Origin of the sequence: Bradyrhizobium sp. CSA112 (assembly GCF_029051645.1) — a bacterium.
In the GTDB taxonomy this organism is placed as follows: domain Bacteria; phylum Pseudomonadota; class Alphaproteobacteria; order Rhizobiales; family Xanthobacteraceae; genus Bradyrhizobium.
The window spans coordinates 104,594-120,831 of sequence record NZ_JAACFS010000021.1 but is presented as its reverse complement, the minus strand read 5'-3'; the positions used below and the strand labels follow the sequence as shown (position 1 = coordinate 120,831).

Genomic DNA, 16,238 nt, shown 5'->3' with positions numbered 1-16,238 from the left:
AAGGAAAAAATGGTCGTTCGCATCGCGCTCGCCCGAAAACTCCTCGTCCGCCTCAACGCAAAAGCACGCGACGCGCGTGCCCAATACGCCAATGCAACTTGACAAACCAGATAGTCGCTCACCCGGAGTTCGCGCTTCGCGCAAACTCCGACCTCTCCCCGCAAGCGGGGAGAGGTTCAAGAAGAGGTCAGAGCATCGGCAGGCCGCGCGGCTTGGGCCCGCGCGGAAACGCCTTATCGAGCGCGGCGATTTCCGCATCGCTCAGCCTCAGATCAGCGGCGGCGGCATTCTCCGCCGCGTGTTCCGCACTCGAGGCTTTGGGAATCGCGAGCAGGGATGACAGACGTGTGAGAAACGCCAGCGCGACCTGACGCGGGCTCGCCTTGTGCGCATCCGCAATCGCCTGCAGCACCTCGCCGCCCTTGCTACGCGCGGGCGGAAAATCATTATGTCCGAACGGCGAATAGGCGACGACGGCGACGCCGTGTTTCTCGCACCACGGGATGACCGCGTGCTCGATCGCGCGCTCCTGCAGATGGTAGAGCACCTGGTTGCAGGCGATCTTGCCCTCGCCCGCGACATTGAGCAACTCGTCGAGATCGTCTTCGTCGAAATTACTGACGCCCCAGGAGCGGATTTTTCCGCTTCTCACCAGCTCGTCGAACGCCGCCACCGTCTCCTCGAATGGATACGAGCCGCGCCAGTGCAGGAGATAGCAATCGAGATGATCGGTCTTCAGCCGCTTCAGGGACCGCTCGCAGGCCGTGATGGTGCCGCGACGCGAAGCGTTGCTTGGCAGCACCTTGGAGACGAGGAAGAGTTCTTCGCGCGGCAAGCCGGCGATGGCGTCTGCGATCACAAGCTCGGCGTCGCCATACATCTCGGCGGTATCGATATGTGTCATGCCTGTCTCGATGCCACGGCGCAACGCCGCGATGGCGGCCTTGCGGTCGCCGCGGTCGAGATACCAGGTGCCCTGCCCGATCACGGATACGTCGGGGCCATGCGTGCCGAATTTTTTCTGTTTCAAGATCACCTCAACTTCTGACGATGCCGACCAAACGACGACGGCGATGTAGTGCGAGCGAGTTATCGGCCGGCAGGCCGCGCAGCCAATCGCGGAAGCTGGCGATCTCGGGACAATCCGCCGTACCGGCAGGCGCGATCAGCCAATCGCCGAGTCCAGAGCCTTCCGTCACGCGGTCGCAGCGGCAGCCCGGATGGTGGCCGACCCCGCGGGCGATCAGCACATCGACCTTGCCTTCGATCAGCTCGTGCAAGCCGGCAGGCTGTAGCACCCGCAAGCCGATTTCCGCGTGGCTTGCGCGAAACTGCTCCAGTTCGAGACGGCGCAGATCGAAGCTGCCGTGCACGCCGAGTTGCAGCAGCACCGCGCCGACCGGCTTCAACTGCGCGGTCGCATCGGCGATGCGACGAAAGCCGTCGGAAATTTCGGGCAGATAGGCCTGGCCGGCCGCGGTCAGGATGAGTTGCTTATGCAGCCGCTCGAACAGGCGTACGCCCAGGCGCGCTTCCAGCGCTTTCACCTGCTGCCCCACGGCGGCAGGTGTCACGTGCAGCTCATGCGCCGCGAGCTTGAAACTGAGATGCCGCGCGGCGGCTTCGAATGCGCGGAGCGCATTAAGCGGTGGAAGGATGTAGGTCATCACCGTCCAGTTTGTCACTGATAGGCTCAAGCCTTGCAATAGATTTTCTTGCGCTGAACCGCAGCAACAATGCGTTGCCCCGCCGTGATGCCGCCGGTTACGGTCGGTTCGCAGCATCCGGAGATCTCATGCCACGCCTAATCGATCATCTCGTCATTTGTGTCCACGATCTGGCGCAGGCTGCGCTGGATTGGCAAACGCTCGGTTTCAACCTCACGCCGACCGGCGTGCATCCGTTCGGAACCAGCAACCGCCTCGCGATGTTCGGGAACAATTTTCTGGAACTGCTGGCCGTCACCGATGCTGCGGCGGTGCCGCCAGCCGCGCCAGGCCGGTTCAGCTTCGCCGCCCACAACCGGGATTTTCTTGCGACCGCTGAAGGAATGTCGTTGCTGGCATTGCACAGCAACGACGCCCATGCCGACGCAGCGCGCTTTAAGGCCGATCACATCGGCGCCTATGCGCCGTTTGATTTCGGCCGTGACGCGGTACTTCCCGGCGGAGGCGCGGCGCGCGTTGAGTTTTCATTGGCCTTCGCCACCGATGCCGCCATGCCCGGAATCGCCTTCTTCACCTGCCAGCAGCGTCATCCGCCGGAACTGTTCTGGAAGGACGAATATCAGCGCCATCCCAACGGCACCTTGCGCGTGATCGAAGTCGTGATGTCGGCGCCGGAGCCGGCGGCGCACCGCAGCTTCCTTGAGCACCTCACGGAAAGCACGGCCGAGCTTGTGCCGGGACGACTGACAGTCGGCGAAAGCGGCGACCGGATCACCGTGCTCGGCCCGTCCGAGATGGCACGCCGGCTGCCGGGCCTCGCCGCCGCACCTTCGCCGCGCTTTTGCGCAGCGCGTCTGGCGGTCGCCGACCTGGATGCGACGAAGCGGACATTGAAAAACAACGGCGTCGACTTCGAACTTGCCGACGACGTGCTGCTCGTTCCGCCCGCGGCGTCGCACGGCCTGGCGCTGGAATTCATTCAACAGGAGATAATCTGACATGGCTCAAATCGTCAGCCATAATCCCGCAAGCGTCCACGCGCCCTCCAGCGGCTACAGCATGGGGCTCGAAATTTCCCAGCATCGCCGGCTGCTGTTCGTCAGCGGCCAGGTACCGGAAAAACCTGATGGCAGCGTGCCTGACGGTTTCGAGGCACAATGCGAGCAAGCCTGGCGCAACATCATTGAGGTGCTCACCGCCGCCGGTCTCGGCGTCGAGCATCTGGTCAAGATCAATACGTTCCTGACCGACCGAAGCCAGGTCGTGACCAACCGCGCGGTTCGCCGCAAGATGCTCGGGGGAAACGAACCCGCGTCTACGGTCATGATCGCCGAAACCGTCGACGGAAAATGGTTGCTGGAGATCGAGGCAATCGCTGCGGAATGAAGGGCGTGGTGGCGGTGGATTGCTGAGTATGTTGCAATAGGCTGATTGTGCTGGAGAGGGCGTTCTATGCCTGAAATTCATCCCTTCTACGAGACGCATCGCGGTGCAATGGAGGCCGCCATGCGCCAACGCCTCGACCTTGCCGAAGCGACGCTGCGCGAGCAGGCGCAGCTACCCAACATTGACGGGATCAGACAAGAGGTGATGGACGAGTTCGAGATCGTACTCAGCCAAATGCCTTATGTCGGCGGTGCGGCTAGCCGCATGAGCGACTTCTTCATGCGTTTAATGGGCTTTATGGCCATCGGCCGAGTGCTCCGGCGACACGGCGTGCCGCTGCCAGTGATCGGCAATATCGAGCGAGAAACCTACAAGGCGCAATTGCTCACCGTACCCGAGGCCGAACGGCTCGCCTTGGGGCGTCAGTTCATGTCGTCAGAAAATCAGACCTTGCTGCGCGAGCAGGCCGCAAAAAGCCATCAGGAAGAATATCCGGAAGATTTCATCTACGATTTCGTCGAGCCGGCGCCGGGCGACAACTTTGAATTCGGCATCGACTACAAGGCTTGCGGCTTCTGCAAATTCGCGGCTAGCCACGGAGATAAAGAAATCCTGCCGCACATTTGCGGGCTTGATTTCGAAGCCTATGCAACGCGCGGGATCCGCCTGGAAAGGACACAAACGTTGGCTGGTGGCGCGAGCCACTGCAATTTTCGGTTCTCGCGACTCCCAACGGAGTAAGACCACGTGCTACAGTTTCGTAGGGTGGGCAAAGGCGCGTTAGCGCCGTGCCCACCACCCATCGACACATTCATCGTGAATGGTGGGCACGCTTCGCTTTGCCCACCCTACGAAGCCTCAGTAATTGCTCGCCGTCACCCCGTTCGGAATGCCGTCGATCGGGCATTCGTCGGTGCCGACGGTCGGCCGCGTCATTGCCTCGACCATCTCGCGGGTGCCTTCGGGATCGGCAATCCACTTCGCGTAGAAATCATAGGGACAGGCCGCCACGCCGCGTGCTCCTTCGCCGGAATTGATCATGCCGGTATAGCCGCGATGCAGCAGCTTGAAGAGATGATTTTGCGACTGGCCGTTGCGGCGCGCGTCGCGGATCAGGCTCTTCGATAGTCCCGCGTACTGGATGCCGTACTCTTCCTCGCCGGTTTCGCCCAGCGTGCGGCCGTCGAAGCCGATGATCGCGGAGTGGCCGAAATAGGAATAGACGCCGTCAAAGCCCGCGGCATTGGCGACCGCGACATAGACATTGTTGGCCCAGGCCATCGCCTTAGAAATCAGGATTTGCTGCTCCTTGGCGGGATACATGTAGCCTTGGCAGCGCACGATCAGCTCGGCGCCCTTCATGGCGCAGTCGCGCCAGATTTCCGGAAAGTTGCCGTCGTCGCAGATGATCAGGCTGACCTTCAGACCCTTGGGGCCCTCCGACACATAGGTGCAATTGCCGGGATACCAGCCTTCGATCGGCACCCACGGCATGATCTTGCGGTACTTCTGCACGATCACGCCCTGGTCGTTCATCAGGATCAGGGTGTTGTAGGGCGCCTTGTGCGGGTGCTCCTCGTGGCGCTCGCCGGTAAGCGAGAACACGCCCCAGACCTTGGCCTTGCGACAGGCTTCGGCGAAGATGTCGGTCTCGGCGCCCGGGACCTGCGAGGCGGTCTCGTACATCTCCTTGGAGTCGTACATGATGCCGTGAGTGGAATATTCCGGAAAGATCACGAGATCCATGCCCGGCAGTCCGGTCTTCATGCCCACGATCATGTCGGCAATCTTGCGGGCGTTGTCGAGCACCTCGGCTTTGGTGTGCAGGCGCGGCATCTTGTAATTGACGACTGCGACGCCGACTGTGTCGTTGCTGGAAGAAATGTCACCGTGGAGCATTGCATCGCCTCTTGTTCTGGTTTGGGTTTGACGGGTCGCGCCTCAGTGGCTGATCATCCAGGGCCGCGCGGTGGGAAAGCCCTTGGCCCCGCTTCCGGTCTTCGTCATAAGCCGGGCCGGCTTCTGCTTTCCGGTCGAACAGCAGCCGCAGCCGGGGCCGTGCGAGGCCTTGTATTCGCCGAGCGTCTTCGGCGCATTGGCGCTGCGTTCGTTGGTGGCGTGCGCCTTCCGCTTGTCTGACGGCATGCAAAAGAACGCCGGCGCGGTCAGGATCACCCGCGGCGATTCATTTTCGCAGCGCGGGCAGTCCTGCGGCTCGTCGAATTCGGCCATCGGCCGCATATCCGTGAACGGGCCGCAATTGTTGCAGAGATATTCGTAGACGGGCATCTGATTTCCTTGCGCGAATACTTCGGAAGAGGATTTCGCGATGGCGGATGCGGGGCGGCCGGCACGCATGCCGTCCCGCATCCTTCTCGCACCGGGATCACTTGTCCGGAGAGATCGGCATCTGGATGTCGCCCTTGATGTGTTTGATGGGACCCGCCGACGACGGCATGATGTCGAAGTCGAAAATCTCCGTCGGCAGCCACAGCGTGGCGCAGGCGTTGGGCACGTCGACCACGCCCGAGATGTGGCCCTGGCACGGCGCGGTGCCGAGGATCGAATAGGCCTGCGCACCGGAATAGCCGAACTTCTTCAGGTATTCGATCGCGTTCAAACACGCCTGCCGGTAGGCGATGTGAACGTCGAGGTAATGTTGCTTGCCGGCCTCGTCGACCGAGATGCCCTCGAAGATCAAATAGTCCTTGTAGTTCGGCGTGATCGGCGACGGCTTGAACACGGGATTCTTGATGCCGTATTTGGCGACGCCGTCCTTGATGATATCGACCTTGAGATGCAGCCAGCCGGCCATTTCGATGGCCCCGCAGAAGGTGATCTCGCCATCGCCCTGGCTGAAGTGCAGATCGCCCATCGAGAGGCCGCCGCCGGGCACATAGACCGGGAAGTAGATCTTTGAGCCGCGCGACAGATCCTTGATGTCGCAATTGCCGCCGTGCTCGCGCGGCGGCACCGTACGCGCGCCTTCCGCACCGATCTTGGCCTTGGCATCGCCCTTGGCGCGGCCGGCGTGGGCGGTCGCGGCAAACGGCGGATTGGCGAGGCCCGGCACGCGGGTCGGATTGGTCGCGATCAGGGCGGTCTCGCGCTCATTCCATGTCGCCAGCAGTTTCGGATCGGGCAGACAGCCGATCAGGCCGGGATGGATCAGGCCGGCAAAGTTCACGCCCGGCACATGGCGCGACGAGGTGTAGAGGCCCTTGATGTCCCAGATCGATTTCTGCGCCAGCGGGAAATGGTCGGTCAGGAAGCCGCCACCATTTTGTTTGGAGAAGAAGCCGTTAAAACCCCAGAGGCTTTCCTTGAGCGGACCGACATCGAGCAGATCGACCACGAGCAAATCGCCGGGCTCGGCGCCCTTGACGCCGATCGGGCCGGACAGAAAGTGCACGATCGAAAGGTCGATGTCGCGCACGTCGTCGGCGGAATCGTTGTTCTTGATGAAGCCGCCGGTCCAGTCATAGGTCTCGATGATGAAATCATCGCCCGGATTGACCCACGCCACCATTGGAATGTCGGGATGCCAGCGGTTGTGGATCATGTCGTTGTCGTAGGCCGACTTCGAAAGATCGACCTTGATCAGTGTCTCTGGCATCGATAGCTCCCCTTTTTAAACACAGGCTAAGGTTCAGACGGACAGATATTTCGAGACCTGCGCGGCATCGACGCTGTCGCGCGGATCGTCGCGGACGATCTCGCCGTTCTCGATCACGAGCACGCGGTCGGCGATATCGAGCGCGAAGCTTAGGACCTGCTCGGAGACGACGATCGACAGCCCGCGCTCGTCGCGGATCCGCTTCAAAGTGCGCGCCATGTCCTTGATGATCGATGGCTGGATGCCCTCGGTCGGCTCGTCCAGCAGCAGCACCTTCGGCTTGGTGGCGAGCGCGCGAGCGATCGCGAGCTGTTGTTGCTGTCCGCCGGAAAGGTTGCCGCCGCGGCGGCCTTTCATTTCCAGCAGCACCGGAAACAGGTCATAGATGTCTTCCGGCACCTCGGACCCGCCCGACACCACAAGGCCGGTTTCGATGTTTTCCTTCACCGTCATGGTCGAGAAGATCATGCGGCCCTGCGGCACATAGGCGAGCCCCTTGCCGACGCGCTCGTAGCTCGGCAGCGCGCTGAGCTCGGCGCCGTCCATACTGACAGAGCCGCTCTTGGCCGGCAGGATGCCCATCAGCGACTTCATCAGCGTGGTCTTGCCCATGCCGTTGCGGCCCATGATCGCGACGATCTCGTTGGGCGCGACGGAGACGTTGAGGCCGTGCAGCACCTCGCTTTGGCCGTAGGCGACGTGGAGATCCGAAATAGCAAGCATGCCCCTACTCCCTTAATGCCCCAGATAAACTTCGATCACCTTTGGATCGTTCTTGACCTTCTCCATCGTGCCCTCCGAAAGGATCTGGCCCTGATGCAGCACCGTCACCTTGTGGGCGATGTCCTCGACGAACTTCATGTCGTGCTCGATAACCAGCACCGAGCGATCCTTGATGATGCGATTGAGCAGTTCGGCGGTCTTGGCGCGCTCGCTCACGCTCATGCCGGCGACGGGCTCGTCGAGCATCAGAAGCTCCGGGTCCTGGATCAGCAGCATGCCGATCTCGAGCCATTGCTTCTGGCCGTGGCTGAGCTGATCGGCATAGGTATCGAGGCGATCCTTCAGGAAGATCATCTCGGCGACCTCCTCGACGCGCTGCTTGACGGCATCATCGCGCTGGAAGGCGAGCGAGCCGAACACGGTGCGGCCGCGCGGATAAGAAATCTCCAGGTTTTCGAACACGGTCAGATCCTCGAACACCGACGGCGTCTGGAACTTGCGGCCGACGCCGGTCTGCACGATCTGGTTCTCCTTCAGCTTCGTCAGCTCCTTGCCGCGAAACTGGATCGAGCCCGAGGTCGCCTTGGTCTTTCCGCAGATCAGGTCGAGCACCGTGGTCTTGCCGGCGCCGTTGGGACCGATGATGACGCGGATCTCGTTCTCCTCGACATAGAACGAGAGGTTGTTCACGGCCTTGAATCCGTCGAATGACACCGTGAGCGCCTCGACCGCGAGCAGGAAGGGTTTGGGTTGGTGACCGATGAGCATGAACTATTTCCTCATTCCGCCAATGTGGCATCGGCGACCGAGGTGACCGATGAGCATGAACTATTTCCTCATTCCGCCAGTGTGGCATCGGCGACCGAGGTGACCGATGAGCATGCTTGCCTCCTCACTCCGCCGGCGCGCCGTCGGCGACCGAATTGTCGGCCCACGCGCCCGACTTTGATTTGCGCGATGCCAGCAGCCGGTCGATCCGCGGCTGAACGTAATCAGCCCAGATTCCCGACAGGCCGTTCGGGAAGGCCAGGACGACCGCGATGAACAACGCGCCGAGGCCGAACAGCCAGAGCTGCGGGAAGGATTCCGAAAGGCCGGTCTTGGCAAAATTGACCAGCAGCGCCCCCCACACCGCGCCGAAGATCGACATCCGCCCGCCGACCGCGGTGTAGATCACCATTTCGATCGACGGCACGATGCCGACAAAGGACGGCGACATGAAACCCACATTCAGCGCAAACATGGCGCCTCCTATCGCGGCGAAGATCGCAGCCATGCAGAAGGCAAAGATCTTGAAGTTGGCGACGCTGTAGCCGGAGAAGCGAACGCGATCTTCCTGTTCACGCATCGCCACGAGGATGCGGCCAAGCTTTGTCAGCCTGATGAATTGCGCGATGAAGATGCAGCCGAACAGCAGGAACACTTCAAAGAAGTAAAGGACGATCTTGGCGTGGTCCGGCCTGATGTCCCATCCCTTCAGCGTACGCAGGTCGGTCATGCCGTTGATGCCGCCGGTGTAGCCCTGCTGCCCGACGATCAGAATGGTCAGGATGGCAGCGACGGCCTGGGTGATGATCGCGAAATAAGTGCCGCCGACACGGCGCTTGAACATTGCGGTGCCGATGATCAGAGCGAAAAGGCCCGGGACCAGGATGATGGCGAGAACGGTGAAGGTGAGACTGTGGAACGGCTGCCAGAACAGGGGCAGCGCGGTGATCTGGTTCCAGTCCATGAAATCCGGGATACCGGGCGTGGACTGGATCTTGGTGTTCTCGACACTGGATGCTTCCAGCTTGAGGAACATCGCCATGCAGTACCCGCCGAGGCCGAAGAACACGCCCTGCCCCAGGCTCAGGATGCCGCCATATCCCCAACACAGCACGAGGCCGATCGCGACAAAGGCGTAGGTCAGATATTTCGCGACCAGATTGAGACGGAACACATCCAGTGACAGCGGCAGGATCACGAGCAGGACCAGGGCCAGCGCAACGAAGCCAATGAGCTCGGATCGATTGAAGAAGCGCGAGTTGATGATCATGACCGTGCCTGCTTTCGTTATTTGCGGACCTTGAGGGCGAACAGCCCCTGCGGCCGCAGCATCAGAATTCCGACGACGGCAAGAAGCGTGAGCACCTTGGCCATCGACCCCGACGTGAAGAACTCCAGCGTTGACTGGGTCTGCGAGATTGAAAAGGCGGAAGCGATGGTGCCGAGCAGGCTGGCTGCGCCGCCGAACACGACCACCAGGAAGGTGTCGACGATATAGAGCTGGCCCGACGTCGGTCCGGTCGAACCGATCATGGTGAACGCGCTTCCGGCGACGCCGGCGATGCCGCAGCCGAGTCCGAAGGTGTAGCGATCGACCTTCTCTGTATTGATGCCGACGGCGCCGGCCATGATACGGTTCTGCACGACGGCGCGGACCTGGCGGCCCCAGCGCGACTTGTACAGGACATAGGAGACCACGACGGTGATCAGCACGGTCAGACCCATCACGAACACGCCGTTGATCGGGACCTCGATGCTGTCGGTGACCTTGAGCGAGCCCAGCATCCATTGCGGCAGTTCGACGCCGACTTCGCGGGCGCCGAATACCGAACGATAGGTCTGCTGGAGGATGAGGCTGAGGCCCCAAGTGGCGAGCAGCGTATCGAGCGGGCGCTTGTAGAGATGGCGGATCAGCACCCATTCGACCAGCATGCCGAGAGCCCCCGAGACCAGGAACGCCAGCAGCATCGCGAGGAAGAAATACCCGGAGAACAGTGACGGCAAATAGTGCTGAAACGCATTCGACGTCATCCAGGTGACGTAGGCCCCCAGGATCATGAACTCGCCATGCGCCATGTTGATGACGCCCATCTGGCCGAAAATGATCGCAAGACCGAGCGCCATCAGAACGTAGACGGAAAACAGGATCAGGCCCGCAAAACCCTGCATGACGAAGATGGAGCCCAGATCGCCAATCGAATAGTCGCCAAACATCTGACTTCTCCGCCGGGAAAGGGTCCCGCGCCGCGAGAAGATTCGCGACGCGGGGTCGTCAAGCGCGGATTGACGGTCCACGCCAGGGAGCTGGTTGCTCGGAGAAAACTGCAGGAACTCCGCGCGCTTACTGGTAGCCCTTCGGGAACGGATCGGGCTCGATCAGATCGGCGGTCTCGAAGATCAGTTCGAACTGGCCATCGAGCTTGGCGCGCCCGACCCGGGTCTTCGACCAGAGGTGATGGTTTTGATGGATGCGCACGTAGCCTTCGGGCGCGTCCTTGAATTCGACGCCGGCTGAGGCGGCTGCGATCTTGTCGATGTCGAAGCTGCCGGCCTTCTCGACGGTCAACTTCCACAGCCACGGACCGAGATAGGCGGCCTGCGTCACGTCGCCGATCACGGTCTTCTCGCCCCACAGCTTCTTGAAGGCGGGCACGAACGTCTTGTTGTTGGCATTGTCGAGCGACTGGAAGTACTTCATGCAGGCATAGGCGCCTGCGATGTTCTCGCCGCCGATGCCGTCGATTTCGTCTTCGGTCACCGAGATCGTCAGCAGCGCCTGCTTCGACAAGTCGACGCCGGCCGCCTTGAGCTGCTTGTAGAAGGCGACGTTCGAACCGCCGACGACGTCGGTGAAGATGACGTCGGGCTTGGTCAGCTTGATCTTGTTGATCACCGAATTGAACTGGGTGCTGCCGAGCGCGTAGTATTCTTCGCCGACGACCTTGCCCTTCAGCACGTTCTCGACGTGCTTGCGCGCGATCTTGTTCGACGTGCGCGGCCAGATGTAGTCCGAGCCGATGAAGAAGAACGATTTGGCGCCCTTCTCCTTGGCGATCCAGTTCAGGCCGGCGAGAATCTGCTGGGTTGCTTCCTGGCCGGTGTAGATGACGTTCTTGGACTGCTCGAGACCTTCATAGAAGGTCGGGTAATAGAGCATGCCGTTGTACTGCTCCATGACCGGCAGCACCGCCTTGCGGGATGCCGAGGTCCAGCAGCCCATGATCGCCGCGACCTTGTCGTTGACCAGAAGCTTCTTGGCTTTTTCGGCAAACGTCGGCCAATCGCTGGCGCCGTCTTCCTGGATGAACTTGATCTTGCGGCCGAGCACGCCGCCGGCGGCGTTGATCTGTTCGATCGCGAGCTTTTCGGCCTGGATCGAGCCGGTTTCCGAGATCGCCATCGTGCCGGTGGCCGAATGCAGGATACCGACGGTGACTTCGGTATCGGTTACCGCAAGGCCCGTCGTGTTGACAGTGGCGGTTGCGGGACCGGCCCCGAACGAGGGTCGGGGAAGAATCGAAACGAGCGGCAACGCTGCCGCGCCCATCAGCAGTTTGCGGCGAAGCGGAGACTGCAGGCCCCTGTTTGGTTCGTCTGACATGAGCACCCCATTTTTGTCGTGAACGCGCTTTGGTCAGACGAGGATGCCCAGCTTTGTGCACTGCACAGATACGTGGGATTGCGTATATTGCACCGCAAAATAGCGACGTAGATTTTGGTACGGGGTTTGCTGGCTAACCGGGGGTCAGTGGAATCGGGTCAGGAGCAGCAAGTGGCAGGGCGGCAGCGGATAGACCGCGTCAGGCGCCAATATAATCAATGGGTTGCCAACCAGACGCTGGAAGACTACGCGCTGCGCTTCACCGCCAAGAGCGCGCGGCGGTGGTCGGCGGCCCGGGTCGCCAATACCGCCCTCGGGGCCATCTCTTTTCTGGCCCTGGAGGCGATCGGCGGCACCATTACGCTGAATTACGGCGTGACAAACGCCACATCAGCCATCCTGGTGGTCAGCGTCATCATTTTCTTCTGCGGCCTGCCGATTGCCTATCATGCCGCCAAATGCGGCATCGATATTGATCTGCTGACCCGCGGCGCCGGCTTCGGCTATATCGGCTCGACCATCACCTCGCTGATCTACGCCTCCTTCACTTTCATCTTCTTCGCGATCGAGGCGGTCATTCTCGCGTCGGCGCTCGAGATCTGCTTCGGCATCCCGCGCCCGATCGGCTATCTCATCAGCGCCGTCGTCATCATTCCGCTGGTGACCTACGGCATCACCCTTATCAGCCGCTTCCAACTGTGGACGCAGCCGATCTGGATCGTCCTTCACATCCTGCCCTTCGTGGCGATCGCCTATGCCAACCCGCATTCGTTCACGGAGTGGCGGAAATTTGCCGGCGAGCATGGCGACGCCGGTGGCCATCTCGATCTGCTGCTGTTCGGCACCGCGGCCTCGGTGGTGTTTTCGCTTGTTGCGCAGATCGGCGAGCAGGTCGACTTCCTGCGGTTTCTGCCGCGCGACCGCCGAACCTCCCGTACCTCATGGTGGATCGCCCTGCTCAGCGCCGGCCCCGGCTGGATCATCTTTGGCGCGCTCAAACTGCTGCTGGGCTCGTTCCTCGCCTTCTTCGCGCTCAGCCACGGCGTCTCCAGCGAGCACGCCGCCGAGCCCGCGCATATGTACCTGGAAGCGTTTCGCTACGTGCTGTCGCAGCCCGATTTGGCGCTGGCGCTGACCGGCACCTTCGTCATTCTTTCGCAGATCAAGATCAACGTCACCAACGCCTATGCCGGCTCGATCGCCTGGTCGAACTTCTTCTCGCGCCTGACCCACAGCCATCCCGGCCGCGTGGTCTGGCTCGTGTTCAACGTAGTAGTGGCGCTGCTGTTGATGGAAATCGGCGTCTACAAGGCGCTGGAGCAGACGCTCGCGCTATATTCCAACGTGGCGATCGCCTGGGTCGGCGCGCTGGTCGCCGACCTCGTCGTCAACAAGCCGCTGGGCTTGCGTCCGCAACATATCGAATTCAAGCGCGCGCATCTCTACGACATCAATCCGGTCGGCGTCGGCGCCATGACGATCGCAACCATCGTCTCGATCAGCGCGTTCTACGGCCTGTTCGGGCCGACGGCCAAGGCGCTGTCCGCCTTCGTCGCACTCGCGGTCGCCTTCGTCACGGCGCCCCTGATCGCGTGGGCGACCGACGGCAAATATTATATCGCGCGAAAACCCAAACGAAGCTGGCAAAACCTGGAAGCGATCCAGTGCTGTATCTGCGAGCATTCGTTCGAACCGGAGGACATGGCCTCCTGCCCGGCCTATGCCGGGCCAATCTGCTCGCTGTGCTGCTCGCTCGACGCGCGCTGCCATGATCTCTGCAAGCCACATGCGCGGGCCGGGGCGCAGGTCTCGGACATGCTCGGAAAACTGTTGCCGGAGGCGATCTACGCCCGGATCAACTCGCAGTTCGGGCACTATCTCGGCGTGTTTGCGGTCTCAGCAGGGCTGGTCGGACTGACGCTCGGGCTGATTTACCTGCAGACGTCGGCGACGCTTCCGGTCGACAATCTCCTGCTGTCCGACGTGCTGTGGAAAGTCTTCTTCGCGCTCACCATCATCATCGGCGTGGTGGCGTGGCTGTTCGTGCTGGCGCAGCAAAGCCGCCGCGCGGCAGAGGCCGAGACGCGGCGCCAGACCGTGCTGCTGATCCAGGAAATCGACGCGCACAAGCGCACCGATGCCGAACTGCAGCGCGCCAAGGAAGTGGCGGAATCCGCCAACCTCGCCAAGAGCCGCTATGTCGTAGGCCTGAGCCACGAACTGCGCTCGCCGCTGAACGCCATCAGTGGCTACGCGCAATTGCTGGAACAGGATTCGGGCCTCGCCACCAAGCCGCGCGACCAGGTGCGCGTGGTCCGCCGCAGCGCCGATCATCTGTCGGGGCTGATCGACGGCATTCTGGACATTTCCAAGATCGAGGCGGGCCGGCTCTATTTGTCACGCGACGAGGTGCGCCTGAGCGACTTTCTCGACCAGCTCGTCGGCATGTTTCGCCTGCAGGCCGCCGCCAAGGGCATCGACTTCGTCTTCAAGCGTCCGGGGGTGCTGCCGCTCGTGGTCTATGCCGATGAAAAGCGGCTGCGCCAGATCCTGATCAACCTGCTCTCAAATGCCATCAAGTTCACGCAAACCGGCAGCGTGCAGTTCGTGGTGCATTACCGCAGCCCGGTCGCCGAGTTCGAGGTGATCGATACCGGCCCCGGCATTCAGGCAGACGATCTCGAACGCATCTTCGCGCCCTTCGAGCGCGGCGCGCTCGGCGTCTCGCAGCCGCAGACCGGAACGGGCCTCGGCCTCACCATCAGCCGGCTGCTCGCCGGCGTGATGGGCGGTGATATCAGGGTGAGCAGCGAGGTCGGCAGCGGAAGTGTCTTCCGCGTCAAGATCCTGCTGTCGGAGGTCACCAATCCCACCCGGATCGCGCCGGTCGAGGCGCCGATCTTCGGCTATCATGGCCCGCGCAAAACGATCCTGATCACCGACGACGATCCGACCCACCGCGACCTCCTGCGCGAGGTTCTGACACCGCTCGGCTTCATCCTGCTCAGCGCGCCGGACGGACCCGGATGTCTGGCGCTGGCGCAGCACTGCCGGCCTGACCTTTTCCTGCTGGATATTTCGATGGCCGGCATGGACGGATGGACGGTGGCGGAAACGCTGCGCGCGAACGGCCATCATCAGGCCCGCATCCTGATGGTGTCGGCGAGCGCGCTGGAAGCGCATGGCGCGCCGCTGGCGCAGCCCTATCATGACGGCTATCTGATGAAGCCGATCGACATTCCCAAGCTGCTGGAGACGATCCGGCAATTGCTGAAAATCGAATGGCAATATGAGGCCGAACAAGTATCCATACCGCACTGGAAGCCAGAGACCGGATCGCGGCCGCCGGTGAAATATGTCGAAGAGCTGATCGGGCTCGGACAATTAGGTTACATCCGCGCCATCCAGCTCAAGCTCGACGAGATCGGCAACGATTACCCCGAGCACGCCGATTTCGTTTCGCAGATGCGCTCACTGGTCGACCGCTTCGATCTTGATCAATACATGGCGACTTTAAAGACCTTGCACAGCTATGATCATTGAATCCAAAAAGCGCGACGTCGCCCTCGTCGTCGACGATTCACCGGAGACGCTGCGGCTATTGACCGACGCGCTCGACGGCGCGGGCATGACCGTGATGGTCGCGCTCGACGGCGCCTCCGCCATGCGGATCGTCGACCAGATTACGCCCGACATCGTGCTGCTCGATGCCGTCATGCCCGGCATGGACGGTTTCGAGACCTGCAGGCGACTGAAGCGCGACGCCGGCCTTGACCACGTGCCAATCATCTTCATGACGGGGCTGGCCGAAACCGAACACATCGTTCGCGGCCTGGAGGCCGGCGGCGTCGACTACGTGACAAAGCCGATCGCGGTCGAGGAGATGCTGGCGCGCATCCGCGTTCATCTCGCCAACGCCCGGCTGACCCAGAGCGCCCGCGCCGCGCTCGACGTCTCCGGCCGCTATCTGCTCGCCGTCAACAGCCTTGGCAAGATCATGTGGGCGACGCCGCAGGCGCAGAAACTACTGTCGGATGCGCTCGCCGCCGATGGCGACAATGATGTCGTGCTTCCGGAGCCGATCCCGGAATGGCTTGACCAGGCGCGCAAGGGCAAGGCCGGATCGAAGGTCGTCGTCATGGCCACCCTGCCGGGCAACGAGCCGCTTCGGCTGCAATATATGGGCAAGCTCGGCGCCAATGAATTCCTGCTGCGGCTCGCCAAGGATTCCGGCGCCGACGCGCCGGCGGAGTTCTCCAGCGAGCTGGGCCTCACGACGCGCGAGGGCGAAGTGCTGTCGTGGCTCTCCAAGGGCAAAACCAACCGCGACATTGCGCAAATCCTGGGCTTGAGCCCGCGCACCGTCGACAAGCACCTCGAGCAGATCTATTCCAAGCTCGGCGTCGAGAACCGCACCGCCGCGGCGGCGATCGCAGTGAATGCAAAGAACCAGAAGGGATGAGTTGGTGGCTCCTCC

Annotated in this window: 15 protein-coding genes; 5 read left to right on the top strand and 10 right to left on the bottom strand. The window is 61.9% G+C overall.

Features of this window, described 5'->3' with window-relative positions:
• Positions 1-187: 187 nt before the first annotated feature.
• Positions 188-1,030: an aldo/keto reductase gene (locus tag GWE18_RS27820; RefSeq protein WP_275188878.1), complete on the bottom strand. Its 843-nt coding sequence runs from the start codon at positions 1,028-1,030 to the stop codon at positions 188-190.
• Positions 1,031-1,037: 7 nt separating this feature from the next.
• Positions 1,038-1,667, bottom strand: coding sequence for a LysR family transcriptional regulator (locus tag GWE18_RS27815; protein ID WP_275188880.1), 630 nt, complete (start codon positions 1,665-1,667; stop codon positions 1,038-1,040).
• Between the two features lie 128 nt (positions 1,668-1,795).
• On the opposite strand from GWE18_RS27815, the gene GWE18_RS27810 reads away from it, so the two are divergent.
• The 3 genes from GWE18_RS27810 (at position 1,796) to GWE18_RS27800 (ending at position 3,794) form a co-directional block, all read left to right on the top strand.
• Complete coding sequence (locus tag GWE18_RS27810) at positions 1,796-2,665, top strand: VOC family protein (RefSeq protein ID WP_275188877.1); 870 nt, start codon at positions 1,796-1,798, stop codon at positions 2,663-2,665.
• Position 2,666: 1 nt separating this feature from the next.
• The gene (locus GWE18_RS27805) at positions 2,667-3,053 is read left to right on the top strand and encodes a RidA family protein (protein ID WP_275188876.1); all 387 of its coding nucleotides are present in this window, start codon (positions 2,667-2,669) and stop codon (positions 3,051-3,053) included.
• A 66-nt stretch (positions 3,054-3,119) separates the two neighbouring features.
• A complete protein-coding gene (locus GWE18_RS27800; RefSeq protein WP_275188875.1) occupies positions 3,120-3,794 on the top strand; it encodes an L-2-amino-thiazoline-4-carboxylic acid hydrolase in 675 nt (224 codons plus the stop codon).
• 117 nt (positions 3,795-3,911) lie between these two features.
• Here the strand turns inward: GWE18_RS27800 and GWE18_RS27795 are convergent, their stop codons facing one another.
• From GWE18_RS27795 to urtA, 8 genes are all read right to left on the bottom strand, one after another.
• Positions 3,912-4,952, bottom strand: a complete 1,041-nt coding sequence (locus GWE18_RS27795; protein WP_275188874.1) for an aliphatic amidase — start codon at positions 4,950-4,952, stop codon at positions 3,912-3,914.
• A 42-nt stretch (positions 4,953-4,994) separates the two neighbouring features.
• A complete protein-coding gene (locus GWE18_RS27790; protein WP_275188873.1) occupies positions 4,995-5,342 on the bottom strand; it encodes a zinc ribbon domain-containing protein in 348 nt (115 codons plus the stop codon).
• A 97-nt stretch (positions 5,343-5,439) separates the two neighbouring features.
• Positions 5,440-6,669: a formamidase gene (gene fmdA, locus GWE18_RS27785; protein WP_275188872.1), complete on the bottom strand. Its 1,230-nt coding sequence runs from the start codon at positions 6,667-6,669 to the stop codon at positions 5,440-5,442.
• A gap of 33 nt (positions 6,670-6,702) precedes the next feature.
• Positions 6,703-7,392: an urea ABC transporter ATP-binding subunit UrtE gene (gene urtE, locus GWE18_RS27780; RefSeq protein ID WP_275188871.1), complete on the bottom strand. Its 690-nt coding sequence runs from the start codon at positions 7,390-7,392 to the stop codon at positions 6,703-6,705.
• Positions 7,393-7,404: 12 nt separating this feature from the next.
• Positions 7,405-8,160, bottom strand: a complete 756-nt coding sequence (gene urtD / locus GWE18_RS27775) for an urea ABC transporter ATP-binding protein UrtD (RefSeq protein WP_065730776.1) — start codon at positions 8,158-8,160, stop codon at positions 7,405-7,407.
• A gap of 124 nt (positions 8,161-8,284) precedes the next feature.
• On the bottom strand, positions 8,285-9,430 hold the full coding sequence (gene urtC / locus GWE18_RS27770; protein WP_275188870.1) for an urea ABC transporter permease subunit UrtC: 1,146 nt from the start codon (positions 9,428-9,430) through the stop codon (positions 8,285-8,287).
• A 17-nt stretch (positions 9,431-9,447) separates the two neighbouring features.
• Positions 9,448-10,374: an urea ABC transporter permease subunit UrtB gene (gene urtB / locus GWE18_RS27765; protein WP_275188869.1), complete on the bottom strand. Its 927-nt coding sequence runs from the start codon at positions 10,372-10,374 to the stop codon at positions 9,448-9,450.
• A gap of 127 nt (positions 10,375-10,501) precedes the next feature.
• Positions 10,502-11,761, bottom strand: a complete 1,260-nt coding sequence (gene urtA, locus GWE18_RS27760; protein ID WP_275188868.1) for an urea ABC transporter substrate-binding protein — start codon at positions 11,759-11,761, stop codon at positions 10,502-10,504.
• 171 nt (positions 11,762-11,932) lie between these two features.
• On the opposite strand from urtA, the gene GWE18_RS27755 reads away from it, so the two are divergent.
• Positions 11,933-15,304, top strand: coding sequence for an ATP-binding protein (locus GWE18_RS27755; RefSeq protein WP_275188867.1), 3,372 nt, complete (start codon positions 11,933-11,935; stop codon positions 15,302-15,304).
• A complete protein-coding gene (locus tag GWE18_RS27750; RefSeq protein ID WP_275188866.1) occupies positions 15,294-16,223 on the top strand; it encodes a response regulator transcription factor in 930 nt (309 codons plus the stop codon). The genes GWE18_RS27755 and GWE18_RS27750 overlap by 11 nt, the downstream gene beginning before the upstream one ends.
• Positions 16,224-16,238: the final 15 nt, after the last annotated feature.

Excerpts from the sequence above, each read along its gene's own strand:
- urtC (WP_275188870.1), bottom strand. The coding sequence starts at position 9,430 with ATGATCATCAACTCGCGCTTCTTCAATCGATCCGAGCTCATTGGCTTC.
- urtE (WP_275188871.1), bottom strand. The coding sequence starts at position 7,392 with ATGCTTGCTATTTCGGATCTCCACGTCGCCTACGGCCAAAGCGAGGTG.
- urtD (WP_065730776.1), bottom strand. The coding sequence starts at position 8,160 with ATGCTCATCGGTCACCAACCCAAACCCTTCCTGCTCGCGGTCGAGGCG.
- GWE18_RS27810 (WP_275188877.1), top strand. The coding sequence starts at position 1,796 with ATGCCACGCCTAATCGATCATCTCGTCATTTGTGTCCACGATCTGGCG.
- GWE18_RS27795 (WP_275188874.1), bottom strand. The coding sequence starts at position 4,952 with ATGCTCCACGGTGACATTTCTTCCAGCAACGACACAGTCGGCGTCGCA.
- GWE18_RS27800 (WP_275188875.1), top strand. The coding sequence starts at position 3,120 with ATGCCTGAAATTCATCCCTTCTACGAGACGCATCGCGGTGCAATGGAG.
- fmdA (WP_275188872.1), bottom strand. The coding sequence starts at position 6,669 with ATGCCAGAGACACTGATCAAGGTCGATCTTTCGAAGTCGGCCTACGAC.
- GWE18_RS27805 (WP_275188876.1), top strand. The coding sequence starts at position 2,667 with ATGGCTCAAATCGTCAGCCATAATCCCGCAAGCGTCCACGCGCCCTCC.
- GWE18_RS27815 (WP_275188880.1), bottom strand. The coding sequence starts at position 1,667 with ATGACCTACATCCTTCCACCGCTTAATGCGCTCCGCGCATTCGAAGCC.
- GWE18_RS27750 (WP_275188866.1), top strand. The coding sequence starts at position 15,294 with ATGATCATTGAATCCAAAAAGCGCGACGTCGCCCTCGTCGTCGACGAT.
- GWE18_RS27790 (WP_275188873.1), bottom strand. The coding sequence starts at position 5,342 with ATGCCCGTCTACGAATATCTCTGCAACAATTGCGGCCCGTTCACGGAT.
- urtB (WP_275188869.1), bottom strand. The coding sequence starts at position 10,374 with ATGTTTGGCGACTATTCGATTGGCGATCTGGGCTCCATCTTCGTCATG.
- urtA (WP_275188868.1), bottom strand. The coding sequence starts at position 11,761 with ATGTCAGACGAACCAAACAGGGGCCTGCAGTCTCCGCTTCGCCGCAAA.